This is a genomic window from Amphritea atlantica, from assembly GCF_024347255.1.
GTDB classification, from domain to species: Bacteria; Pseudomonadota; Gammaproteobacteria; order Pseudomonadales; family Balneatricaceae; genus Amphritea; species Amphritea atlantica.
Map to the genome: position 1 here is coordinate 917130 of NZ_AP025284.1, position 23966 is coordinate 941095.

Sequence of the window (23966 nt, forward strand, 5' to 3'; positions counted from 1 at the left end):
TGAATTTTAGTGACAGGATGTCAAAAGTTGATCTCTCTTTTTTTAAAGTCTGTTTTTCAGTTTCTTGTGATTGTTGCTCTCTGCGGTCCATGGATATATACGCTATGGATGAAAATACCGGCAGATTATGATGAAAGCGACCTGGACTATAAAAACTATACGTTAATCGATATTCAGGAGGAACGTCGCCATAGAGCTGTAAATTTAGTTAAACTAAAGTTGGTTAATAGTGATGGTAATACTGTTTATCGAACTGAGTATGATCATTGGTTACCGCATAATACTATATGGAGATTGAAATATCGGCACTTGGGAGAAGAGATCCGAGTTGGTATTAATTATAGAGATCAGATCTGCAAAATAGAGACGTTAACAGATGGAAGCTATATAGAAATATTGAAGCCGTCGGAGTTAATGCTTAACTATCGAGAGGGTATCAACTATGATTATTTTTTATTAACACTTTTTCTCTTAATGTTTTTTGTTGGTGTTTATCATGTCTATATTGATTTTAAGAATAAGATTTTTATTAGTGGATATTTGGATGATATAAATGGTGATGTATTTTTGGTTAAGGCTAGTCGGATTGATTTTTTATATTTAATGGCTATGGTTTTTTTGGTGTGTGGCTTGGGATACATTTTTTTATTTAATAAGTTTGGCCTTATCTTGGCTGTAACATTTTCCCCACTGATATTTCTTGGTCTCTTAAAGACTTATAAATATGCATATAAATTAAAGTCTATTTTTAATGACATCGCTAAAGTTAGTAAAGATGGGATTATTGTTTATAAATATTCAAATGAGCCGATTAGATGGTCTGAGATAGAGCAGATTTATTTTAGCCTTAATGGGAGATTTAGTTCAGCAAAGGAACCTATTGTATTGATCATATCGGGGCGTGATAATTGTGAAATTGCCTCAGGTTCAACTCAGATAAAGACTTTAGATTTATATAATGTGCTGAAAGCGATGAAAGAAAAATATTCTTGAAATTCTTTGTGTTTATAGATCGAGTGAGAAGGCTATTCGATGCATGATTTTCCAGATGCGGTTACATCGGAAGAATGTACTCAAAGATATCAACTTAACCGAACCTTAAGAGGGCTACTGAGCAGCTTGCAAGACCATTAATCGCTTCCCTTGCTAGGAAAAAAGACGCGTCTGCGTCGCTTGCCAGAACGTCACTTCGTGACTCGCTAGGAAAAGCGGCGCGCAGAGCGTAAGACCCTATCGCTTCGCGACACTAGCTAGAACGTCACTGCGTGACTCGCTAGAAAAAGCGGGCGCAGATTTGTGGGAGACGTGTTGGCATGCCCACTGGATCCCCCGCGGCGATAAGCGACTTATTCTGTCAACTGCGCCACAGACTGTTCTCAGGTTGATCTCACTGCTATCTGTATCATTACCGGAACGACAATGCAGGCAATCCAGAATGCTAGCTTAAGGTGATGCTTGGCAGGTGAGATCAGTGTTTTATAAGTGCCCGCTATGCCGAGTAGGGCAACAGGGTAGGAGAGTATAACCGGCAGTGTGAAGATATCTCTGTCACTATCCAGATAAGCAACTGAGTAGAGTCCAAAGCAGGTCGCTGCAGGCAGGGCAACCATGATAATAAGCTTAATGACCCACTCTGGAAAGTCCGGCTTATTCACTGATCAGAACCTTTTTGATAATACGTGATCTTTTTTTGTATTCTGGCAACGAGATTATCCATTATGAATAAGTAAGGCTTTGAAAAAAGGAAAAATAATATTTCCGTAGTTTGTCGATAGTAAAGAGTACAGAGTGGAGTGTTCAACACTCGACAAGTGTGTGCCCATAAACCTTACCATAACATCTGCAGGTGTTGTGTCCTTCAACGCATCAAGCTTATTGGGAATACAGTGGTAGGTAGTAGCGTCACCTAAAAGAACGCCCCATTGCTAGCTTGCCCACCGCTATTTCAGCGAATTAGTGGAAGAATCGCGGTTTTTTGACTAAAAAGTTAATAGCCATAGTGGTAAGAACGACAATGAACTGAGAAACCGACAGGAGGTACTTCAAATGTTAGGTGAAGAGCACTCTTTAGCACATGATTTCCCTGATTATGAGGATGTTATCGATCAACTGAAAGAGTCTGACGAACGTTTTGCTAAAGAGAACCGTTATTACCAATCCCTCGATAAGCAGATCCGGGTGCTGGAGATGAATAACTCCCCTATCGATGATCTGTCAATGCATCAGCTGAAGCAGGAACGATCTGAGCTCAAGGATGCCCTCTACCGACGGCTGGTTGAAGCGCGGCATTAACGGCGATAGCGCTAAGAACGCTGCTTCGCAGCTGCCAGACCGTATCGCTTCGCGATACTCGCTAGACGTGGCTACGCCACTTGCCAGAACGTCACTTCGTGACTCGCTAGAAAAAGCGGGTGCTTTTGTACGAGCAGCGTTGGCATGCCCTCTGGGAACCTCACGGCGATTGCTCTTATTTCCTAAACCGGCTCAGCAATTGCCTTGCACAGCACTTTGTTGCACACTCAGTTTATAGAACGTTTAGCCAAGGCTAGATAAACACGCTGATCAATGAGCCTACTCATAATCAGAGACGAGAATGCAGTAGCTGCCGTTTTTATCACAGCAGAACTTGTAAAACGATCAGGCTTGCAAGCTACAGAGCGTTGTAAGGTCGTATCAATGAAGTTGTTTTGGATCTTGAGGGAACATGGTCTTTTTAACTTTCTGGGCAGTTGGCATATTATTCGTAGTCATTGGTTTTCACTTTCATTGTAAATTTTTAGCGCGCCTGAAAAATAATCACACTCAACTATATAGCGATCTCGGGAAACCTGGAGTGTTCACGAAGTATCCTATATCTACCAAATTAATTATCCGTGATCTTAGCCCAAATAACTTAGCTACGAAGTACTCTGAGTTTATGGCAAAGAAGCAATGGGAAGAGTTAAGTGATAGTGAGCTTAATAAATACGCGTCTTACAGAAGATATACGCAGTATATTCTTGGGGCTTTGTTCTTTGTCGCAATTATCAGCGCTGGAACTAAGCTATAACAAGCGTAGGCTTTCGGAACTCCTTTCTGCTCACGTCGTCCGTAGATACGGGCGTTATTTATCATAAGGACACAAAATGGTTCGATGGCCTGCGATCATTAAATACGAAGGCGACAGTGAGCTTACGTTCGTCTCTGGTTTATCAGAATGGGAATGTGATGCAGATCTTCACTTCTTCTCTTATGAAGAGGGTGATGCTCTGATCGACTCTGAAGGGGTGATATATGCCCTGGATAAAAGGGAGGCGGATTGCATCAAACCCAGGGCTACCGGCGGAAGCTTTAACAAAGAAGAGATCCTCGAAATTATTAAAGAACATTTTTCAGCCATCGGAGAGTGTTGTGTTTCTAAATTTTCTATCAGCACCATTTCTGAAGGTGTTGCTGTTGTTGGTAAGTTCGAGGAAAAGTAACAAGTGTGTTAATAAATACCCCTCTCAAGCAGTGACCAAATGCTTTCTTGCTCTTGTCTTTTCTAGCAAGGAAAACGAAGTTTTCCGTCTAGCCACTCGCTAGCCGCGAAGCGGCGGTCTAGCCACTGCTCTTTTCCATCAACCGCCGAAACTCTTCCTCCGGCACCGGCCTGGAAAACAGATACCCCTGCAGTTCCTCGCACTGTTCCTCTTTGAGAAATTGCAGTTGGTTTTCAGTTTCAACACCTTCGGCAATCACGGTCATTTTCAGGCTTTTGCCCAGGGCTATGATCGCGCGGGTGATCGCTCTGTCGTTTTCGTCGACCTCAAGATCACGAATGAATGCGCGGTCAATTTTCAGTTTGCTGATGGGGAACTGTTTCAGATAACTCAGAGAGGAGTACCCCTGTCCGAAGTCGTCAATTGACAGGCTGATGCCCATCTGATGGAGTGCCTGCAACACTTTACGTGATAGCTCCGGGTTTTCCATCAGCGCGCTTTCTGTAATTTCAAACTCGATACTGGAGGCATCGGCGTCGGAACACTGGAGTATTTCAGCCACTTCAGCCACGATCAGATCGCTGATCTGCTGCGTTGAAAAGTTAACCGCGACCTTTGGCAGGGTGTAGCCCATTGCGTGCCAGCGGCTTATATCCCGGAGGGCCTGTTCGATTACCCATCGGCCGATAGGGGCGATGAGGCCACTTTCTTCGGCGTAGGGGATGAACTGATCGGGTGCTAGTAGCCCCCTTTCTGGGTGATTCCAGCGAATCAGGGCTTCAGCCGCGACAATCCTGCCTGTTTCAGTGTTTACCTGTGGTTGATAATAGAGTTCAAACTGATCGTTTTTGAGTGCCTGATTCAGCTGCTCCAGGAGATTAAATCGCTTGGAGGCGGCTTCGGTCATCGATGAGTCGTAGAAGCAGAAGCCATTTCTGCCGTTGCGTTTTGCCTGATACATGGCTGAATCGCCATTGCGCAGAATCATGTCAGGAGTGCTGGCATCTTTAGGGAACAGGCAGATACCTATACTGGCGGTAATACGAAACGCATGTGTCTGAATCTCAAAGGGACGCTGTAGCTCACCGAGTAGTTTACGGGCGATTGTTTCAGCTTCATCATCGCGTAACAGGCCGGTAATCACGGTAAACTCGTCGCCCCCCAGTCGCGCAACCAGATCATCGCTTCGTAGCACCTGAGTGAACCGTTCAGAGACCTGGCGTAATAACTCATCGCCTGCGCTATGTCCCAGGGTATCGTTAATCTCTTTAAAATGATCAAGGTCGATAAACATCAGTGCTGCATTCAGAGGCTGCCCCTGAGATCGGTCGAGCATCTCTTTTAACTGCTGCCAGACATAGCGCCGATTCGGCAGAGCGGTGAGGTGGTCATGCAGGGTGCTGTGGCGCAGTTCTGCCGATCGCTGGTTTAGTCCGGAGATCATTTTGTTGACACTGTCACTGACCAGCCTGAACTCATTAAAGTGGATCTCTTCAGGGTTCAGGTGGGTCAGGGTGTCGACGGATCTTTCAAGGTTGGAACGGAATACCTTTAGGTTCTGTGATAGCTTGCGCATCATGAAATAGAGCAGGAAGCCAATAATGGCCATGGTGACCAGGATAATTTTCAGCGTATCGAAGACTCCCTGTTCAAACTCTTTTTTACGGGCATCAACATGCAGGGCAATCTTGTTTTTGACTGTGTCGGTGTAAAAACCGGTGCCGATGAATATTTTCCACTCATCCACTCCCAGAATGAAAGATACTTTCTCTGACTCTTCGCCGCTGTTTTTCTCCCACACATAGGTACTGAAAGTGCCTTCCGGGTGCTGCTGGGCTAATCGGGAGTTCTCCTGAACAACTTTGGTTCCCCTGGCATCGACGGTATCCCAGATGTTTTTCTGGCCAGCATGATATTCACCATTGGTGACATAAAGGTCGCCATCGTAGGAGTTTATAAAATAGTAACCCTCTTTATCCGGCCCGAAAGAGATATTGGCAATGCGTTGATAAACTTCATCTTTAAGTTGTTTTTCGTACAGTTCCAGGTAATCACCGGTTCCGATCACGAGGTTATAAGGTTTGAATAGTCTGAGATAACTGTATTTGTTCAGCGACTTCTTGCCATCGGGTAATAGCCATTGGTAACTGACAAACCCCTCTTGTTGGTTGTGTAAAAGCGTGATTATCTGTCGAATTGAATCCTGGCCCTCCTGGGGGAATGCGTCGGTGTAATGTTTTGTTTCTAAGGAGGGATCGGGTGGATAGAGATTAACCACGCCGTCAAGTGTATAGATAAAGTAGTAGCCTCTGTCCTGATTAAATCTGAGATCGCGTAGCGCCGCGTAAATCATATTCTTAATATCAGCGTCAGAGTTTTTGCCCTGCTGGCTGAGGTAGATCGATTCAGCTATTTGATAGGCCTGGTCAACTCTCTGTTGCAGTTCTGTTTTGAGTTTATTATTCGCCAGCTTGTTCTCACTCTGCAGGTAGTGTTTTATCGAGTGAACCCGGGCTTCAATCTCCTGTTTCTGCAAAGCGAGATACTCTTGCGCAAAATGTTCGCCATCCCGCTCAAGGTATTGATATTGATTGCTGATCCACAGATAACCAATAAAGCCGCAGGCCAGAATAAACACCGCAATGGTTGCAAGAAAATAGCCAACGACGCTGAATGTAATCGGTTGTCTTAAGCGGCTATTATTCAACGTCCTATCCTTAATGATTTATCAGGGAAAAACAGGAGTGCAGGGAAAACCAACGATGAAAGAAGAGATCAAATTTACACAGGCTTCCCAGATTTAAATCTACAATATCAGAGACGTTTTGTCGCTTTGGGTGTGAGCATTTTGGTGAGACTGGCGAAATGTATTTTCGCGATAAAAAAAGAGAACCAAAGGCTCTCTTTTTTACGTTTTTTCTAGCCACTAACCACTAGCAAGTTGCGAAGCAACGTCTAGCTACTATCTAACCCAACACCTCCTGTGCATGCAGGGCGATCATCGCCTCTTCATTGGTGGGAATAACCCGAACAATAACTTTAGCGCTGGCCTTGCTGATAATCGCTTCGCCCTCTTTATTGGCGCTTTTGTTGAGTTTGACTCCCAGCCACTCCAACTGATCACAGATACGCTTGCGCAGTTTGCTGTCATTTTCACCCACACCGCCAGTGAAAACCAACTGATCTAAACCCTGTAGAGCAGCGCTCAGTCGACCGATCTCCAGGGCAGCACGATAGGCGAACATGGCGATCGCCTCTTCCGCTTCCGGTTTGCCGGATTGTTCCAGCGCTATCATATCGGAGCTGATACCAGAGACTCCCAGCCAGCCGCTCTCTTTGTAGAGGAAGTTTTCCAACTGGTCGGCATCCATTCCATAGTGGCGTTGCAGATAGAGCAGTACACCGGGATCGATATTGCCGGTACGGCTGCCCATCGGCAGGCCGTCTACCGCAGTAAAGCCCATAGAGGAGGCGATCGATCTGCCCTGTTTGACAGCGCACATGCTGGCACCCGCGCCGAGATGGCAGATAATGGTGTTGTCACTTTCCGCCCCTTTGCCGATTTTCTCCAGGGTGCGCTGAATATATTCGTAGGACAGACCATGAAAACCATATCGATGGATCCCGGCTTCAGTGTATTTGCGGGGAATGGCGTAGTGGCGTTCCACCTGTGGCTGGCCGATATGGAACATGGTGTCGAAGCAGGCGATCTGTGGCAGCTCCGGCTCCAGTTGCTGACAGGCACGGATCAGTTTCAGGTTATAGGGCTGATGCAGTGGAGCCAGCGGAATCAGTTCTTCCAGTGACTTCATGATGTCTGGCGTAATCATGACCGGATCGCTGAACGCCTCTGCGCCATGGACCACCCGGTGGCCAAAAGCGCTGATCTGGCTATCGGGTAACTGTTTACGCACCCACTGTATCACCAGATCGAGGCACGCCTGATGGCGATCATCAATCTCGATGGAGGTCATGTCGGGTTCGACCTTTTCCAGTGTTTTTCCCTCACTGGAGAATACTTTCATGACCGGCGTGTTAAGGATATTCCCCAGCTTGAACTGATACAGGGGTTCCACTTTCTTTTCGTGGCGGGCAAACAGCGCGCATTTCAGGCTGGAAGAACCGCCATTAACTGTCAGAACCAGACCCATCTTATTTCACTCCTTGAGGATGCAGAACCATGTGGGATGCCAGGGCACAGGATGCCAGGCGGGCCAGAGTCCCGTCAGAACGACTGTTAAGTATGATCGGTGCACGGGCACCCAGGGCGATACCCGCAGATTTGGCATCCGCAAGGTAAATAAGCTGCTTAGCGATCATATTGGCTGATTCCAGGTCGGGTGCCAGAAGAATATCAGCGTCGCCGGATACCGGCGATGAGATATGCTTATCAATAGCGGCCTGCAGGGATATCGCATTATCAAAGGCCAGCGGACCATCAAGAATAGCGCCGGTGATCTGTCCCCGGTCGGCCATTTTGCACAGTGCGGCAGCATCGATGGTGCTCTGCATTGTCGGCTTCACTTTCTCGACTGCTGCAAGAATGGCCACTTTAGGCTCCTTCATACCCAGTGCGTGGCAGAAGTCGATTGCGTTCTGCACGATATCCCGTTTGGTCAGCAGGTCCGGGGCAACATTGATAGCCGCATCGGTAATCATCAAGGGTTTATGATAGTTGGGAACGTCCAGTACAAAGATATGGCTTTGCCGCCGTTCAGTGCGTATCCCCAGAGTTTTGTGTATCACTGCACTGAGCAGCTCTGATGTACTCAGGTCTCCCTTCATCAGGGTTTCCGCCCGGGCTTCGCGTATCAGTCCAACGGCCTGCTCTGCTGCAGCGTGGCTGTGCTCAACATCGATCAGTTCATAGTCGTCAATATTCAGTTCATACTTATCAGCAGCCGCCTGTATTTTAGCCGCAGGTCCCACCAGAATAGGTACGATCAGACCGCGTTCAGCGGCCTCGATGGCGCCCATCAGGCCGTTATGTTCAACTGGGTGTACTACGGCAGTGATGACCGGACGAGCCTTAACCGCTTCATCAATAAAGAATTCCAGTTGGTTATGGATGGGGGGCTTTTCTGAAAGAATCATTATACTGCTCCAGCTATTCGGCGGTTGGAAACCCGGGGCACCGCGCTCTAACCTATATAACAGGCGCTATCGGCCTTAGCATTTACTCTATGATAAGAGTATGAACTTCTTATGACGCAGTGCAACATGCAGGTTAGTTAAAATGAGTAGTTTTTGTGTAAATCGATGATTAACTGATATATCGTACTTGCGAAATTTAATAGGGGCTAGAACGTCGCTGCGCGACTGCTAGTGGTTAGACGGAAACTTCGTTTCCTTGCTAGAAAAATCACAGAAAAACAGCAACTGTAGTCATTATTGGGCTATTAGGATAAAGTGAAGCTCGATGGGTGGGAGTACCCGAATCGTAGTCTGTGATTTTGATTGGCTGTGTAGTTCGGCCAGGCACTCAAGACAGTTCAGGTGGATATCAAGGATGAGTACCATTGATCCTTTTTCCCTCTCTGGCAGCCCTTGTCTTTGCATACTTAGTCACATACTCCTGGTATTGACGACTTCTACGATACATATTTTACCCGTCTCTGGATTATAACGTACCTTGTAAGGTTGCAGAGCTTGCAAGCTTTAGAACCTTGCAGGGCTTACGAATAAAGTTGTTAGCCTTACAAGGTACACAGCGGGCATGGATAGATTCAAGATTGAGGTCAACAAAAAGGGACATCCAGTAAGAAGAGAATCTTTCGATCTGGAGTTCAAGCAATCCTTCCATTACGGTGATTCCCTTCATTTCTATGTGCGCTCGTTGGTTGGTATGCCAATAACTGTAGTGGTCAAGTAAAACTGGCCACCGCTTTAGAGGCTTTTTGGAAAAAGGACGAGTTAGGCTTTATGTGCTTATCTTTGCTTTTTCTAGCAAGTAAAACGAAGTTTTACGTCTAACCACTAGCAAGACACGAAGTGTCGTCTAGTGAGTCGCTCAGCGACGTTCTGTTCCCGGATACTTGCTATCCGGGAAGCGCTGCGGTGTAATTCCTGAAACGTTGATAAGATGAAGGTGGGATGATGGACTGTCTGTTTTGTAAAATTCTGAATAACGAGATTCCAGCGGATATTATCTATGAGGATGATCGGGTTATCGCTTTTAATGATATCAACCCCCAGGCACCGACCCACGCCCTGATTATTCCCCGTAAACATATCGCTACGCTGAATGATATCAACACAGAAGACTGTGACCTGGTGGGGCATATGGTGATGGTGGCCGGGAAGATTGCGCAACAGCAAGGGTTTGATACGGACGGCTATCGTACCGTGTTTAACTGTAACAGCCACGGCGGTCAGACGGTTTACCATATCCACCTGCACTTGCTGGGGGGTAAACCGATGGGCTGGCCTCCCTATCAGGAAAAGCTCAAAACGCCGGTATGACGTTATAAAAAAAACCGCTCTTAATGAGCGGTTTTATCTATCTGGGGGACGTGTCAGGCCACTTCCTCAGCATGGGGCTTTGGTGGACAGTGGCGTTCGTTGACAATCTGTCCATCAGGTGAGACTGACTCCAGGTGAACGTCAAATCCCCATAGTTGATGGAGATGTTTCAACACTTCATCGGTGTCATCCCCCAGAGGCTGTTCATTATGCATATAGTGACGCAGGGTCAGTGAGCGGTCGCCTCTGATATTAACGTTATAGATCTGAATATTGGGTTCCCTATTGCCGATGTTATAGCTGGCAGCCAGGTTCTCCCGTACTTTCTGATACCCCTCATCATCATGGATAGCGCTGATCTGCAGGGTGCTCAGGGCCGAGTTGTCAGTAATAGTAAACAGCTTCAGCTCACGGATCATATGGGGTGAAAGGTATTGCAATATAAAGCTTTCATCCTTGTAGTTGCGCATCGCATGCTGCAGTGTCTCGTTCCAGTCGCTGCCGGCGATGTCGGGAAACCATTTGCGGTCTTCGTCGGTAGGGTTTTCACAGATTCGTCTGATATCCCGCATCATGCCGTAGCCCAGTGAGTAGGGGTTGATGCCGCTGAAGTAGGGGGAGTCAAACGGTGGCTGGTAGATGACACTGGTGTGTGAATGGAGAAACTCCATAATAAACCCATCGGTGACCAGACCTTCATCGTGCAGATGGTGTAGCAGGGTGTAATGCCAGAAGCAGGCCCACCCCTCATTCATCACCTGAGTCTGACGCTGGGGGTAATAGTATTGAGCGATCTTTCTGACGATGCGGACAATCTCCCGTTGCCAGGGCTCCAGCAGCGGCGCATTCTTCTCAATAAAGTAGAGCAGGTTCTCTTCCGGGTCTTTCGGGAAGCGCGGTGTTTTCTTCTCCTTTATCTCATCTTTTTTCGGGATAGTATTCCACAGCTGGTTAAGGTGACGCTGGATATACTCTTCGCGGTCCAGTAACCGGTTTTTCTCCTCTTCAGGGGTAATCGGCTGAGGGCGCAGGTAACGGTTAACGCCATAGTTCATCAGTGCGTGGCAGGCGTCCAGCATCTGTTCTACAGCATCCACGCCGTGGCGCTCTTCACACTTGGCAATATAATTTTTGGCAAACAGCAGATAATCGATAATAGCGGAGGCATCGGTCCAGGTGCGGAACAGGTAGTTGCCTTTGAAAAACGAGTTATGTCCGTAACAGGCGTGGGCGATGACCAGAGCCTGCATGGTCATGGTATTCTCTTCCATCAGATAAGAGATGCAGGGATTTGAGTTGATAACTATCTCGTAGGCCAGCCCCATCTGGCCCCGTTTGTATTGCTGTTCCGTGGAGACAAACTGTTTACCAAACGACCAGTGATTGTAATTCAGCGGCATGCCGACAGAGGAGTAGGCATCCATCATCTGTTCAGAGGTGATGATCTCTATCTGATTAGGGTAGGTATCCAGCCCGTAATGTTCCGCCACCCGGGCGATCTCCTGGTCATATCGCTGAATCAGTTCGAAAGTCCATTCTGACCCGGTAGAGATCGGTTGATGCTTTTTCATTGGGTCACTCCTTTTTCTCAAACAGCTTTCTGAACACCGGATAGATATCGGAGGGTTCAACGATGGTCTGCATAGCAAAGGTTTCGCCAAACTTTTCCCGAATCTGCTCGTACTCCAGCCAGAGATTCTGATGTGGCCCGGTGGTGATCTCAACATAGGCAAAATACTGCACCAGAGGCAGAATGCGTTGCTCCAGAATTTCCCGGCAGACATGGGAATCACCATCCCAGTTATCACCATCAGACGCCTGGGCAACATAGATATTCCAGTCACCGGGAGGGTAGCGTTCATGAATAATATCTGCGCTCAGGTTGAGCGCACTGGAGACGATTGTGCCACCGGTTTCACGGGAATAGAAAAACTCCTCCTCATCCACCTCCTTGGCATGGGTGTGATGACGGACAAACACCACCTCAATTTTTTTGTAGCTGCGGGTGAGAAACAGGTAGAGCAGAATAAAGAAGCGTTTGGCGATATCCTTGATCGACTGGGTCATCGATCCCGAGACATCCATCACGCAAAACATCACTGCTTTAGAACTGGGCACCGGGGTACGGATCAGGTTGTTGTATTTCAGATCAAACTCATCGATAAATGGCATCCGTTTGATGCGTCTGTTGAGCGCTTTGATCTCTTCATTCAGGGCCGCTATCTGCAGCACCGCTTCCTGGTTGGGCAGCAACCCCTCCAGGGTTTTGATCTCCGCTTTCAGTTCTCGGATTTTGCGGCGCTCTTTACCCGAAAGGGCGATACGCCGGGCGTTGGCGGCTCGTAATGATCGCACCACATTGAGTTTGTCCGGTGAGCCTACACTGGTAAAGCCAGCACGACGCACCTCAAAGCTGGTGGCGTCGCGCAGCTGTTTCTTAATCATGTTGGGCAGTTCAAGGTCTTCGAACATAAAGTCGAGGAACTCTTCCTGATTAATCTGAAAGGTGAAATCATCTTCACCTTCCCCCTGATTGCTGGCCTGCCCCTGGCCGGAGCCACCGCCGCCTCCGCCTTCGGGACGTTTAATTTCGTCGCCGACGACGAACTCTTTGTTACCTGGAAAAACCCGCTGACGGATGCCGCCATCACCGTGATGAAACACCGGTTCGGAAATATCCTTGTTCGGGATACTGACCTCGCCTCCCTGATCAATATCACGGATGCTACGGGAGTTTACCGCTTCCTCAACAGCCCGCTTAATATGCTTCTTATAGCGGCGAAGAAAACGCTGCCGGTTAACGGTGCTCTTTTTTTTCGCGTTTAGGCGGCGGTCGATGATATAGCTCATACAGCGCTCTCCTGCTCTGACCCGGCATAGGCAAACCCCCTTACTGGGATTTGCGCACCCTGATGTACCATTCAGACAGTAATCGAACCTGCTTCTCGGTATAACCGCGCTCGGTCATCCGTTTCACAAACTCACTGTGTTTTTTCTGGTCCTCAGTCGATGCTTTAGGGTTGAAGGAGATAACGGGCAGAAGATCTTCTGTGTTGGAGAACATCTTTTTCTCGATCACAGTGCGCATCTTCTCATAGCTGTTCCAGGCGGGGTTTTTACCGTCATTTTCTGCCCGGGCACGCAACACAAAGTTGACGATTTCGTGGCGGAAATCTTTCGGGTTGCTGATACCCGCTGGTTTTTCGATTTTTTCCAGCTCTTCGCTGATCGCCTGGCGGTTGAGAATATCGCCGGTGTCAGGGTCACGGTACTCCTGATCCTGAATCCAGAAATCGGCATAGGTGACATAGCGGTCAAAGATGTTCTGGCCATACTCAGAATAGGATTCCAGATAGGCGGTCTGAATCTCTTTACCCAGATACTCGATATATTTCGGAGCGATATACTCCTTCAGGAAACCGATCAGTCGGTCATGGGTTTCCTGTGGGAACTGCTGCTGTTCGATCTGCTGTTCCAGCACATACATCAGATGCACAGGGTTGGCGGCAACCTCCGTGGAGTCGAAGTTGAACACTTTGGACAGAATCTTAAAGGCGAACCGGGTTGAGATTCCGACCATCCCTTCATCGACCCCGGCGTTGTCCTTATACTCCTGCATCGACTTGGCTTTCGGGTCGGTATCTTTCAGGTTTTCACCGTTGTAGATACGCATCTTAGAGTAGATGTTGGAGTTTTCCGGTTCTTTGAGTCGCGACAGCACCGTAAACTGCGCCAGCATATTGAGCGTATCAGGTGCGCAGGGTGACTGGGCAAGGGAGCTGTTTTCCAACAGTTTTTCGTAGATTTTAACCTCTTCAGAAACCCGCATGCAGTACGGAACCTTGACGATATAGACCCGGTCGATAAAGGCTTCGTTGGTTTTGTTGTTCTTGAATGTCTGCCACTCCGATTCATTTGAGTGGGCCATGATGATGCCGTCAAAGGGAATGGCTGCCATCCCTTCGGTGCTGTTGTAGTTACCCTCCTGAGTGGCGGTCAGCAATGGGTGCAGCACCTTAATCGGCGCCTTAAACATCTCGACAAACTCCATCATGCCCTGGTTGGCATGGCAGAGTGCGCCGGAGAAACTGTAAGCATCCGGGTCATGCTGTGGAAACTCTTCCAGCATGCGGATATCAACTTTACCGACCAGGCTGGAGATATCCTGATTGTTTTCGTCGCCGGGTTCCGTTTTGGCCACCGCGATCTGATTGAGAATTGAGGGATAGAGTTTCACCACCCGGAACTGAGTGATATCCCCTCCGAATTCATGCAGCCGCTTGACCGCCCAGGGGGACATCAGACCTTTAAGGTAGCGCAACGGAATATTGTACTCCTCTTCGAGAATGGCACCGTCCTCGAGGGGGTTGAACAGCCCCAGTGGTGACTCATGGATCGGAGACCCTTTAATGGCGTAGAAAGGGATATGTTCCATCAGTGCTTTCAGACGTTCAGCCAGGGAGGACTTACCACCCCCCACCGGACCCAGCAGATAGAGAATCTGTTTACGTTCTTCGAGGCCCTGAGCCGCGTGTTTAAAGTAGTCTACGATCTGTTCGATCGCATTTTCCATGCCGTAGAACTCGAAGAAAGCCGGGTAGCGACGGATCATCTTGTTGGAGAAGATTCTGCTTAGCTGAGGGTTCCGAGAGGTATCGATCAGTTCCGGCTCACCGATTGCCGCAAGCAGCCGCTCGGCAGCACTGGCATAGGCCATCGGATCGTTTTTACAAATTTCGAGGTACTCCTGCAGGGAGTATTCCTCTTCCTGTTTGGAGTCGTAACGTGCCTTATATTTTTCGAAAATACTCATATGCCACCTTCCTGCTATAACTGACCCGGTTGGGCTACCTTCGCAAATAGCCCGAAACTCACTCAGGGCTCATAACATCATCTCACTTTATTTCTTAGATTCAGTTTAGTTCATGGATAACCAGCGTGTAGCAAATCTGATAAATTTTTTATCCTCGTTCTGAGGAATAAAAAATTTATTAACTGATTGATTCCTTGGCTAAATCGTTAATGACTGCTCGCATAAATCGCGCCGCTTCGCCACCGGTTGCTGCGCGATGGTCAAAGGTCAGAGAGAGCGGCATCACCCGTCGTATGGCGATCTCTCCTGCTACGGGCATTACCTGATCGCGGATCACCCCGGCCCCCAGAATGGCTACCGTGGGTGGCACCACAATCGGGCTGGCATAGCGTCCGGCAATGGTGCCGAAGTTGCTCAGGGTAATGCTGCCCCCCTGAAGTTCTGACGGCGGAATGGTCCGCTCAATAACATCCTGTCTCAGCCTGTTGAGCCCTTCACGGATATTGTCCAGGCTGCGATTGCCTATATCGCGTAGCACTGGAACAAATAGCCCCTTCTCTGTATCCACGGCAACACCCAGGTTTATCTGAGAAAGCACTCTTCGTGCCAGTTGCTGTCCGTCAAACCAGGTGTTGAGTGCTGGTTCTGCTTTACAGCCCGCCGCAATCGCGTGTATCAGACGCATGGTGATATCTTCCCCTGCTGCCCAGCCGTTGATATCGGCATCTTCATGCAGGGTTACCGGAACCACCTCGGCATGAGCCAGGGCCATATTTCGGGCCATCTGTTTACGGACTCCCCTTAATGGTGCAGCTTTACCATGAGTACGATCTGTTTTCGCCATGCGCTCAATATCATCGCTGGTCAGTTGACCGTTACGACCACTGCCCTTAAGGTTTTCGGTATCGACATTGAGGCGGTTTGCCAGTGAGCGTACTGCGGGTGTCATTTGCTGACTGTGTGCCCGGGTACTCGGGGCTGCGCCAATAAAGAAGTCATCATCAGCAGCGCTGCTGGTTTCCCGTTTCAGCTCACCGACCACGGTGCCGCTGTCATCCTCCTCACCGGCAAACTCAAGCAACGGCTCACCTGTGTGGATAGTATCGCCGGCCTGACCAAACAGATGGGCAATCACACCATCCTGGGGCGAAGGGATCTCGATAATCGCTTTTGCGGTTTCCACGGTGGCCAGAATCTGATCAGCTTTTACCTGGTCACCTTCGTTGATTTTCCATTCAACAATTTCAGCTTCGGGTAATCCTTCCCCAAGATCGGGTAGCTTGAAATATTTCATGAGAACTCCAGTGTCGCCGTCACCGCTTCGACAATATCCGCGGTATTAGGCAGGTAGTGATTTTCCATACGGTAATAAGGCATGATGGTGTCATATCCGGTCACCCGTGCGACTGGGGCTTGCAGACTGAGCAGCCCGCGCTCGCCGAGGGTGGCTGAAATCTCTGCACCCACGGCACAACTCTTAGGGGCTTCGTGAATGATCACGCAGCGTCCGGTTTTAGCTACCGATGCCAGAATAGTTTCATGATCGATCGGGTTCAGTGTGACCACATCGATCACCTCACAGCTGACGCCCTGTTGCGCCAGCAGGTCAGCGGCTTCGAGCGTTTCTTTGATCATTGCCCCCCAACTGACCAGGGTAATATCGGCACCCTCTCGCAGGGTGTAACAGCTGTCGAGCGGCAGGGCTTCACCATTGTCTTCAACAGTCTGAGCATTAAGCCGGTAGATCCGTTTGGGTTCCATGAAGATCACCGGATCAGGGTTGCGGATCGCGGCTAACAGTAATCCATAGGCGCGTTTCGGCGAAGAGGGAATGACGACTCTCAGCCCCGGTATATGGGCAAACAGCGCTTCAGTACTTTCAGAATGGTGTTCCGGCGCATGGATTCCGCCACCAAACGGCACCCGAAGCACCATCGGGCAGTGCAGACGGCCCCGGGTACGGTGGCGCAAGCGGGCAGCGTGACAGATAATCTGTTCCATGGTGGGAAATATAAATCCCATAAACTGAATCTCAGCCACCGGTTTAAGCCCTTGCGCGGCCATACCGACCGATAGTCCGGCAATCATCGTTTCTGCCAGTGGGGTGTCGAGCACCCGTTTGATACCAAAGGTTTCCCGTAATCCGACGGTGGCACGAAACACACCTCCATTGACGCCGACATCCTCGCCCAGAACAATCACTGAGTCGTCCCGTTGCATCTCAGAGCGCAGTGCAAGGTTAACCGCTTCGACCATAGTTATTGCATCACTCATGATGGTTTCCTCCTGGCTGGGCATTGCGGATCAGCCGTTCCCGCTGCTCCTTCAATGCATCGGGTAGCTCGGCATAGAGATAATCGATCAGATCTTCGACTGGCTGAGGAGGGCGTTGCAGAAAACTGTCCAGTCCCTGTTGAATGATCTGTGCCACCTCTTTCTGCCAGGCGGTCTCCTGTACTTCATCCCACCATCCCTGCGCATGCAGGAAGGTTTGCAGCCGCTTGATCGGTTCCCGCTCCCAGGCCGCTTTCAGCTCTTCGTTGCTACGATAACGGGTGGCATCATCAGCCGTTGTATGGTCTGAAAGGCGATAACTGATCGCTTCGATCAGTGTCGGTCCTTTGCCTTCACGGGCGTGTTTCAGCGCTTCGGTGACCGACTCATGCAGGGCGATGACATCGTTGCCATCCACCTGCTCACCGCGGATACCGGCACCGATCGCTTTCTGCGCCAGGGTGGCGGCTGCGGACTGAAGCGAACGGGGGACAGAGATTGCCCACTGGTTGTTGTTCACCACAAATACCACTGGCAACTGCCAGGCTCCGGCCACGTTCAGTGCTTCCAGAAAGTCACCTTTGGACGTGGCTCCATCACCACACACCGTGACCACTGCCCGTTTTTCTCCCCGAATCCTGATCGCCGTTGCGACTCCGGCAGCATGTAATGCCTGAGTGGCGATTGGCACGGCATTGGGAAAATCTTCCGCCATTGTTGCAGAGGCACTGCCCCGCTCATCGCCGCCCCAATAGCTGAGCATATCTTCCAGTGGTAAGCCTCTGAGCATCTGCAAACCGTGGTTGCGATAATAGGGCACCAGCACATCATCGCTCAGCATCAGCTCGCCGAGCACCACTTCAATCGCTTCTGCGCCCAGTAGCGATGCATAGGTGCCCATCTGACCTGTACGTTGCAGGGCGATAATTTTGTTGTCCAACTGACGCAACTGCACCATATTCCGATAGTAACGCACCAGGATATCGGGCTTTCCTGCCCATTCGGGCAGCGCTTGCAGTGGTGCGCCTGCGTCAGAAAGAAACTGGTTATAGCTGATCTGCGCCTGAAATACGGTTTCCATAGGAGTCTCCTTATGCAGCCTGATGAGTTGCCATGCTGGCCTGACGGATAATCGCTTCGGCTCTGAGGTCGGCAATATAGTTGGTGGGGCGGTGGTCTGCTTCAGCGTGTTTATAAAGCTCCAGCAGGGCATCATAGATGGACTCAACTTTCAGCCGGATCGCCTGTTCATGGTGGCGGGCGTGCTGCAGGGCAACGAAGATCAGTCCGCCGGCATTGATCAGGTAGTCCGGAGCATAAAGAATGCCCCGCCGGGCAAGGCTGTCTCCCTGACCATCATCAGCCAGCTGATTATTCGCCGAACCGGCGACAATGGCACAATTAAGACGCTTGACTGTATCGGCGTTGATAATGGCCCCCAGGCCACAGGGGCAGAAAATATCGGCGGCAGTATCGTAGATCGCATCCGCTTCGACCGCCGTGGCATTAAACTCAGCCGTAGCTCTGGCAACTTTCTGCGCATCGATATCGGTAACGGTTAACCGGGCTCCGGCGTGGTGCAGCAGTTTTGCCAGGGCATAACCGACATGGCCAAGCCCCTGAATAGCGATATGAACATTGTGCAGGTCATGGGTGCCAAAACGAAACTGAACACTGGCCCGGATGCCGGCAAAAACCCCTTGCGCGGTAGAAGGGGAGGGATCTCCCATATCCCGGGTACAGGTAACAAAGCGGGTGTTGAGGGCGATGTTGTCCATATCACTGATCTGGGTGCCGCTATCCATTGCCGTGATATAGCGGCCGCCTAAGCTATCGACAAAATGACCAAAGCTCTGCATCAACTGGTTGCGGTCATAGAGCCCAGCGGGCTTAATGATGACTGATTTGCCGCCGCCATGGGGCAGACCTGCCAGCGCTGCTTTATAGCTCATCCCCCTGGCCAGCCTGATGGCATCGGTGATCGCGGCTGCACTGTCCGGATAGTTAATGAAGCGGCAACCGCCAATAGCCGGGCCGCGGAAAGTATCGTGGATGGCGATAATCGCCTGCAAACCGGTATCTGGATCCTGCCAGAAGTGGAGATCCTGTAAACCGGCGCTTTCCATCTGTCTAAACATGACGGGATCCTCCGTACGCGTTTCAAACCTGGAACTGCCTGAAAATCTGTATGGGAAGGCTTGTTGTTGCACTTCCGCTCTGGATTGCTGCCGACCTTTTGGATCGTACCGCAATTCGGTTAAGCCTTATTCAGCTCTGTCTTTTGGATAGCACAGCTTGGCGGAAAGTTCAGCTCGCAAGGTTGCGGCAAAACTATTTTCAGGTAACGGCGGACGAGGTTGAAGTGTTTGCTGCAGTGCATTAACTGCAATAACAGCAAGGGGTCTGCGGTGCTCGGTCCATGCCGGAGAGAAAAATGAAGGCGGCAAAAATATTTTTAAATTTTTTTTGTTCTTGAATTAGCCCGAAATGTTGCTACTCAGGTGAATACGTGTGATGAATTGCGACTAACGTCGAGGAATAATGGTAAAAAACAGGGCTATATTCAACAAAAGAGCAGAAACTCTGACATGAATCAGCGATAAACCACCCGAAATAGGCCGCCGCTGCAAGAATACAGCTGCAAAAACCAGCTTTATCGGTATAATTCGGCTAACGTTCTGAATCTGTCGTAGTTTAAGGTTAGTTGCCAGAGTTATGAAAAGCCTCCCCGATCTGACTGTAGTAAAGCCGTGTAAGAGAGCGCTATTGATCTCTTTGTGCGTATTGCTGCCGTTTAATCTTCAGGCACAGGAGAGTGATTTAAATCTGGATCAGGAATCACTGCTGCTCGCCAGTCTGGGCGATCTGCAGCAGAATCAGATGAATGGTGCCATGACTAAGCTGCGGGCACTGATAAAAGAACAACCCGATTTCAAACTGGCGCAGTTAATCTATGCCGATCTGATGGCGGCTCAGGTAGGCACTATCAGTGCCATCGGCAATAATGGTCAGACCGACCCGAAGGCGTTACAAGGGCTGATATCCGAGGCCCGGGCGCGGATGAGCGTGGACCGTTATAAACCGCAGCCGGGCACTATTCCCGGCAGTCTGTTACAGATGTCTCCCGACCAGAAGCATGTCATTGTAGTGGACACCGGGCTGTCCCGGTTATACCTGTTTGAAAACCATGATGGAGTGCCACAGCTGATCAGGGATTACTATGTTTCCTATGGTCGTGGCGGGGTTGATAAACGTGCCCGGGGTGATCTGAAAACGCCCTTAGGTGTCTATTTTACAACCGGACGCCTGACCGATGAGCAGTTGCCTCCCCGCTATGGTTCCGGTGCCTTACCGATCAACTATCCGAACGCCTGGGATCAGCGCCTTGGTCATACGGGTAGTGGTATCTGGGTGCATGGTTCCCCTAAGGATACGTTTAGCCGTCCACCACAGGCCAGCGAAGGTTGTCTTTCTCTGAGTAATAACCACTTTACCGAGCTCGACAGTATCGTTGACCTGGCTGAAACCCCGGTGCTGATCGGCACCAGCTTTGAGTGGCTTGATCAGGCTAGCTGGAAGCAGAAGCAGAAGGCTTTTGCTCAGGTGGTTGATGGCTGGCGTAAAGACTGGGAAAGCCGTAATACCGACATCTATCTGAGTCATTATTCTAAGCAGTTTAATAATGGCGACGTTGGTTTTAAGGGGTTTGCTGAACACAAACGGCGGGTTAATAGCAGTAAGTCATTTATTAATGTGGACATCGAAAACCTGAGTATCTATCAGCATCCTGATAATCCGGATATGTTTATTGCCACCTTCACCCAGAACTACAAGAGTGATAACTACAGTAACCGTAGTGTTAAACGTCAATACTGGATTAATGAAGAGGGGCGTTGGCATATCGCCTACGAGGGTGAGCCGCAAAAGGGTAAGCCATAGGCTGACAGACGTTATGAATTGATATAAAAAAACCGCCATCCGGCGGTTTTTTTATCAGAACTCTGATTCAGAACTCTTTATCAGAGCTATTTTATTATCAGCGCTACAGGGTCGATTCTGTGGCGATCTTCCAGTGACCGTTTTCCTGGGTCAGGGTCAGAGTCTTATAAACCTCATCCTGATAGGTATCGGACTGGTACTTCTGGCGGAATACAGAACGTATTGTGCCGTTACCGGCTTCTGCCACTGAGATATCGGAGATATCGACTTTAATGAACGAGGGGGCAGTGAGGCGCTGTTTGCGTCCCCATACCCACTGCTTGTGGCTGATACCCGCCTCAGGAGTATACTCAGCGGTGTAGAAATCCAGATACGCCTGGACATCCTGTGCCGCCCAGGAGGCCGCCCAGTTGCTGATCATCTGCTGAATTTCAGCCTTCAGCGGTGTGCTGAGTTTTGCCGGAATGCTGGTGTTATCTGCGACAGTCCCCTGTTCAGCAGTATCCACGGTGCTAGCCAGTCCGGTAGCGGTTTGTTTTTCCTGGCCAGTTTGCCCGTTCTTGTCGCCAGCTGTGTCGGGCTCTGCGGCTTGCTGGGCTGGAACGATCCCTTCCGATTTATCCCGCTCCTCAATAACCAGCCCTGTTTTGGGTTGTGCACTAGCGACTACCTGAGCGGCTGGCTGTGACACAGATGCAGCCGGTTTAGCCGTTGCTTCTGATGCAGCTGCAACGCTTTGCTGTGCCGGTGCTGACGCCAGCAGTGTCGAAGAGGCTGGCTGGTAAACCTGATCCAGAACCCCCAGGTTGGCCCGTGGCGCCTTGTGGCTGGTGTCCAGATCCAGTGCCCGGTTGTAGGCCTGGGTGGCGAGAGCTGCGTATACCGCTTTCAGGTTGCTCTGCACCTGAGCATAGCTTGGATGGGTTTCAAATGCCTGCAGCAGCACATCGACCGCCTTTTCATTGTCACCTTTGCGGGCATAGACTACCGCCAGGTTGTTATAGGGCTCAGGCGAGTCAGGATAGAGGCGGATCAGTTTGCTGAAAATATCCGCCGCCTCATTCAGCTTATTTTGATTGATCAGCGAGATACCATAGAGCAGCCAGCCGTTAGGATCTTTAGGGTTTGTCACCAGATAGTCATTTACCCGGTCAAAAGCACCTTCCAGATCTCCTTTGCTCTGAAGCTTTTTCGCCTGTTTCAGTTCACCGGCCAACAGCTGGGCATTGAAGCGTATTTTTTCACGAAGCTTGTCTGATTCCGGCTGATCGGGGGTCACCAGTGTCTTGCCCTGGGCCTGTTGTTCATCCGTCATCCAGCGATTCAGTTCTTTCAGTTTGGCATCAATATCGGACTGTTTGGCCTGAAAGCTCTGGGCTTTGGCACAGTCATAGCCGTTCTGTTCTCCAGCGCTCTGACAATAACTGTCCGACTGTCCGGCGGCGGCAGCTGTAACCGAACCGGTGATTAGCCCTATGGCCAGAATCAGGGTCAGTTTGTGGTTTTTAACTGAACGTATTGGAGTGATACCGTTCTTTGTCATCGGGCGTTTCCGTTTGGATTAATCAGGCACGGTTATGGCGCGTGGCTGATGATTATAACTGGAAAAAGGTTACCAAAAAGCCTGTGCAGGTCACAGCTCTCAGATAAAAGCAGTCACTGTGGGCGACTGCTTTTATCCTGACCTGAGTATTTACTGCTGTTCCCGTGCGATTGCCCGGAAAGCAATATCATCACGGTAGTAGACACCGTTCCAGTCGATCTGTTTAACCAGTTCGTAGGCTCGCTGCTGTGCTTCAGTGACACTGTTGCCCATAGCGGTAGCACAGAGCACCCGGCCACCGCTGGTGACTATCTGATTATCTTTTGTTGCAGTACCTGCGTGGAACACCTTAGTGCCTTCGGCGACCTGTTGTGGCAGGGTGATCACGTCGCCTTTGGCGTAATCACCGGGATAGCCACCTGCCGCCAGAACAACGCCGACTGCACAGCGTGGGTCCCACTCTGCAGTAGTCTGATCCAGTTTGCCATCCAGTGCGGCATCGCACAGTTCAACAATGCTGGATTTCAGTCGCAACATGATCGGCTGGGTTTCCGGATCACCGAAACGGCAGTTGTATTCGATCACTTTCGGCGTGCCGTCAGACATAATCATCAGACCGGCGTAGAGGAAACCAACATAGGTATTGCCTTCCTCTGCCATCCCCTTAACGGTGGGCAGAATCACCTCATCCATAATGCGCTGATCGATCTCAGGTGTGACAACCGGAGCGGGAGAGTAAGCGCCCATTCCGCCGGTGTTCAGTCCGGTATCGCCGTTGCCTGCCCGTTTATGATCCTGGCTGGTTGCCATTGGCAGTACGTTGGTGCCGTCAACCATAACGATAAAACTGGCTTCTTCGCCATCGAGAAACTCCTCGATGACCACTCTGTGGCCCGCTTCACCAAAGGCATTACCCGCCAGCATATCCTGCACGGCATCTTCAGCTTCCTGCAGGGTCATTGCGACGATAACACCTTTGCCCGCCGCCAGGCCGTCAGCTTTGACAACGATAGGGGCGCCTTTTTCACGCAGATAAGCCAGTGCCGGTTCAATCTCGGTAAAGTTCTGGTACTCAGCGGTAGGGATTTGCTGACGCTCAAGAAAATCTTTAGTGAACGCTTTGGACCCTTCCAGTTGAGCGGCGCCTTTTGATGGACCAAAGCAGCGCAGACCTTCGCGGGTGAAACGGTCAACAATCCCTTCAACCAATGGCGCTTCAGGTCCGATGATCGTCAGGGCGATGTTGTTTGCTTTGGCGAATGCAACCAGGGCATCCTGATCCATCACATCGATGGCAACGTTTTCCAGCTTAGGCTCGATAGCGGTACCGGCGTTACCCGGTGCAACAAAGACTTTGTTTACCCTGCTGTCTTTGGCTGCCTGCCACGCCAGTGCGTGTTCGCGGCCACCAGAGCCAATCACTAATACGTTCATATCTTTACCTTAATTCTGAATCTTGTAATAACAGAAGAGC

The 23966-nt window shown here is 49.9% G+C and carries 18 protein-coding genes; 5 read left to right on the forward strand and 13 right to left on the reverse strand.

The window, feature by feature from the left end; translation table 11 throughout:
* Positions 1-27 precede the first annotated feature (27 nt).
* Positions 28-993 carry a hypothetical protein gene (locus OCU43_RS04150; RefSeq protein ID WP_091359995.1) on the forward strand — a complete coding sequence of 322 codons (966 nt, stop codon included), beginning with the start codon at positions 28-30 and terminating at the stop codon, positions 991-993.
* Between the two features lie 383 nt (positions 994-1376).
* Here OCU43_RS04150 and OCU43_RS04155 read toward each other — a convergent pair whose 3' ends face one another.
* Complete coding sequence (locus tag OCU43_RS04155; RefSeq protein ID WP_091359994.1) at positions 1377-1655, reverse strand: hypothetical protein; 279 nt, start codon at positions 1653-1655, stop codon at positions 1377-1379.
* Between the two features lie 391 nt (positions 1656-2046).
* Here OCU43_RS04155 and OCU43_RS04160 point away from each other — a divergent pair, with 391 nt between their 5' ends.
* Both OCU43_RS04160 and OCU43_RS04165 read left to right on the forward strand, forming a co-directional pair.
* Complete coding sequence (locus tag OCU43_RS04160; protein WP_091359992.1) at positions 2047-2292, forward strand: HP1242/YdcH family protein; 246 nt, start codon at positions 2047-2049, stop codon at positions 2290-2292.
* Positions 2293-3125: 833 nt separating this feature from the next.
* Positions 3126-3461 carry a DUF4144 family protein gene (locus tag OCU43_RS04165; protein ID WP_091359989.1) on the forward strand — a complete coding sequence of 112 codons (336 nt, stop codon included), beginning with the start codon at positions 3126-3128 and terminating at the stop codon, positions 3459-3461.
* Positions 3462-3579: 118 nt separating this feature from the next.
* On the opposite strand, the gene OCU43_RS04170 is transcribed toward OCU43_RS04165, so the two are convergent.
* The 3 genes from OCU43_RS04170 to OCU43_RS04180 all read right to left on the reverse strand — a co-directional run bounded on the left by OCU43_RS04170 (position 3580) and on the right by OCU43_RS04180 (position 8555).
* On the reverse strand, positions 3580-6168 hold the full coding sequence (locus OCU43_RS04170) for a bifunctional diguanylate cyclase/phosphodiesterase (RefSeq protein WP_091359987.1): 2589 nt from the start codon (positions 6166-6168) through the stop codon (positions 3580-3582).
* A 259-nt stretch (positions 6169-6427) separates the two neighbouring features.
* Positions 6428-7612, reverse strand: a complete 1185-nt coding sequence (locus tag OCU43_RS04175; protein ID WP_091359986.1) for an acetate/propionate family kinase — start codon at positions 7610-7612, stop codon at positions 6428-6430.
* Position 7613: 1 nt separating this feature from the next.
* Positions 7614-8555, reverse strand: coding sequence for a bifunctional enoyl-CoA hydratase/phosphate acetyltransferase (locus OCU43_RS04180; RefSeq protein ID WP_091359984.1), 942 nt, complete (start codon positions 8553-8555; stop codon positions 7614-7616).
* Between the two features lie 1002 nt (positions 8556-9557).
* On the opposite strand from OCU43_RS04180, the gene OCU43_RS04185 reads away from it, so the two are divergent.
* Positions 9558-9923, forward strand: coding sequence for a histidine triad nucleotide-binding protein (locus OCU43_RS04185; protein WP_217647452.1), 366 nt, complete (start codon positions 9558-9560; stop codon positions 9921-9923).
* A gap of 53 nt (positions 9924-9976) precedes the next feature.
* On the opposite strand, the gene OCU43_RS04190 is transcribed toward OCU43_RS04185, so the two are convergent.
* From OCU43_RS04190 to OCU43_RS04220, 7 genes are all read right to left on the reverse strand, one after another.
* The gene (locus OCU43_RS04190) at positions 9977-11494 is read right to left on the reverse strand and encodes a SpoVR family protein (protein WP_091359981.1); all 1518 of its coding nucleotides are present in this window, start codon (positions 11492-11494) and stop codon (positions 9977-9979) included.
* Positions 11495-11498: 4 nt separating this feature from the next.
* Positions 11499-12773 (reverse strand): YeaH/YhbH family protein, encoded by a 1275-nt coding sequence (locus tag OCU43_RS04195; RefSeq protein WP_091359980.1) that lies wholly within the window; start codon positions 12771-12773, stop codon positions 11499-11501.
* 40 nt (positions 12774-12813) lie between these two features.
* Positions 12814-14736 (reverse strand): PrkA family serine protein kinase, encoded by a 1923-nt coding sequence (locus OCU43_RS04200; RefSeq protein ID WP_091359978.1) that lies wholly within the window; start codon positions 14734-14736, stop codon positions 12814-12816.
* 178 nt (positions 14737-14914) lie between these two features.
* The gene (locus tag OCU43_RS04205) at positions 14915-16030 is read right to left on the reverse strand and encodes a dihydrolipoamide acetyltransferase family protein (RefSeq protein ID WP_091359976.1); all 1116 of its coding nucleotides are present in this window, start codon (positions 16028-16030) and stop codon (positions 14915-14917) included.
* Positions 16027-17010, reverse strand: coding sequence for an alpha-ketoacid dehydrogenase subunit beta (locus OCU43_RS04210; protein ID WP_091359975.1), 984 nt, complete (start codon positions 17008-17010; stop codon positions 16027-16029). The genes OCU43_RS04205 and OCU43_RS04210 overlap by 4 nt, the downstream gene beginning before the upstream one ends.
* Positions 17003-18091 (reverse strand): pyruvate dehydrogenase (acetyl-transferring) E1 component subunit alpha, encoded by a 1089-nt coding sequence (pdhA, locus tag OCU43_RS04215; protein WP_091359974.1) that lies wholly within the window; start codon positions 18089-18091, stop codon positions 17003-17005. The genes OCU43_RS04210 and pdhA overlap by 8 nt, the downstream gene beginning before the upstream one ends.
* Positions 18092-18101: 10 nt before the next feature.
* Positions 18102-19148 (reverse strand): Leu/Phe/Val dehydrogenase, encoded by a 1047-nt coding sequence (locus tag OCU43_RS04220; RefSeq protein ID WP_091359972.1) that lies wholly within the window; start codon positions 19146-19148, stop codon positions 18102-18104.
* 628 nt (positions 19149-19776) lie between these two features.
* Between OCU43_RS04220 and OCU43_RS04225 the strand changes: the two genes are divergently transcribed.
* Positions 19777-20949 carry a L,D-transpeptidase family protein gene (locus OCU43_RS04225; protein WP_245756601.1) on the forward strand — a complete coding sequence of 391 codons (1173 nt, stop codon included), beginning with the start codon at positions 19777-19779 and terminating at the stop codon, positions 20947-20949.
* Between the two features lie 103 nt (positions 20950-21052).
* Here OCU43_RS04225 and OCU43_RS04230 read toward each other — a convergent pair whose 3' ends face one another.
* Positions 21053-22492: a L,D-transpeptidase Cds6 family protein gene (locus tag OCU43_RS04230; RefSeq protein ID WP_091359968.1), complete on the reverse strand. Its 1440-nt coding sequence runs from the start codon at positions 22490-22492 to the stop codon at positions 21053-21055.
* Between the two features lie 150 nt (positions 22493-22642).
* On the reverse strand, positions 22643-23926 hold the full coding sequence (purD, locus tag OCU43_RS04235; protein WP_091359967.1) for a phosphoribosylamine--glycine ligase: 1284 nt from the start codon (positions 23924-23926) through the stop codon (positions 22643-22645).
* Between the last annotated feature and the right edge of the window lie 40 nt (positions 23927-23966).

Excerpts from the sequence above, each read along its gene's own strand:
- OCU43_RS04160 (WP_091359992.1), top strand. The coding sequence starts at position 2,047 with ATGTTAGGTGAAGAGCACTCTTTAGCACATGATTTCCCTGATTATGAG.
- OCU43_RS04165 (WP_091359989.1), top strand. The coding sequence starts at position 3,126 with ATGGTTCGATGGCCTGCGATCATTAAATACGAAGGCGACAGTGAGCTT.
- OCU43_RS04175 (WP_091359986.1), bottom strand. The coding sequence starts at position 7,612 with ATGGGTCTGGTTCTGACAGTTAATGGCGGTTCTTCCAGCCTGAAATGC.
- OCU43_RS04180 (WP_091359984.1), bottom strand. The coding sequence starts at position 8,555 with ATGATTCTTTCAGAAAAGCCCCCCATCCATAACCAACTGGAATTCTTT.
- OCU43_RS04185 (WP_217647452.1), top strand. The coding sequence starts at position 9,558 with ATGGACTGTCTGTTTTGTAAAATTCTGAATAACGAGATTCCAGCGGAT.
- OCU43_RS04190 (WP_091359981.1), bottom strand. The coding sequence starts at position 11,494 with ATGAAAAAGCATCAACCGATCTCTACCGGGTCAGAATGGACTTTCGAA.
- OCU43_RS04195 (WP_091359980.1), bottom strand. The coding sequence starts at position 12,773 with ATGAGCTATATCATCGACCGCCGCCTAAACGCGAAAAAAAAGAGCACC.
- OCU43_RS04200 (WP_091359978.1), bottom strand. The coding sequence starts at position 14,736 with ATGAGTATTTTCGAAAAATATAAGGCACGTTACGACTCCAAACAGGAA.
- OCU43_RS04205 (WP_091359976.1), bottom strand. The coding sequence starts at position 16,030 with ATGAAATATTTCAAGCTACCCGATCTTGGGGAAGGATTACCCGAAGCT.
- OCU43_RS04210 (WP_091359975.1), bottom strand. The coding sequence starts at position 17,010 with ATGAGTGATGCAATAACTATGGTCGAAGCGGTTAACCTTGCACTGCGC.
- pdhA (WP_091359974.1), bottom strand. The coding sequence starts at position 18,091 with ATGGAAACCGTATTTCAGGCGCAGATCAGCTATAACCAGTTTCTTTCT.
- OCU43_RS04220 (WP_091359972.1), bottom strand. The coding sequence starts at position 19,148 with ATGTTTAGACAGATGGAAAGCGCCGGTTTACAGGATCTCCACTTCTGG.
- OCU43_RS04230 (WP_091359968.1), bottom strand. The coding sequence starts at position 22,492 with ATGACAAAGAACGGTATCACTCCAATACGTTCAGTTAAAAACCACAAA.
- purD (WP_091359967.1), bottom strand. The coding sequence starts at position 23,926 with ATGAACGTATTAGTGATTGGCTCTGGTGGCCGCGAACACGCACTGGCG.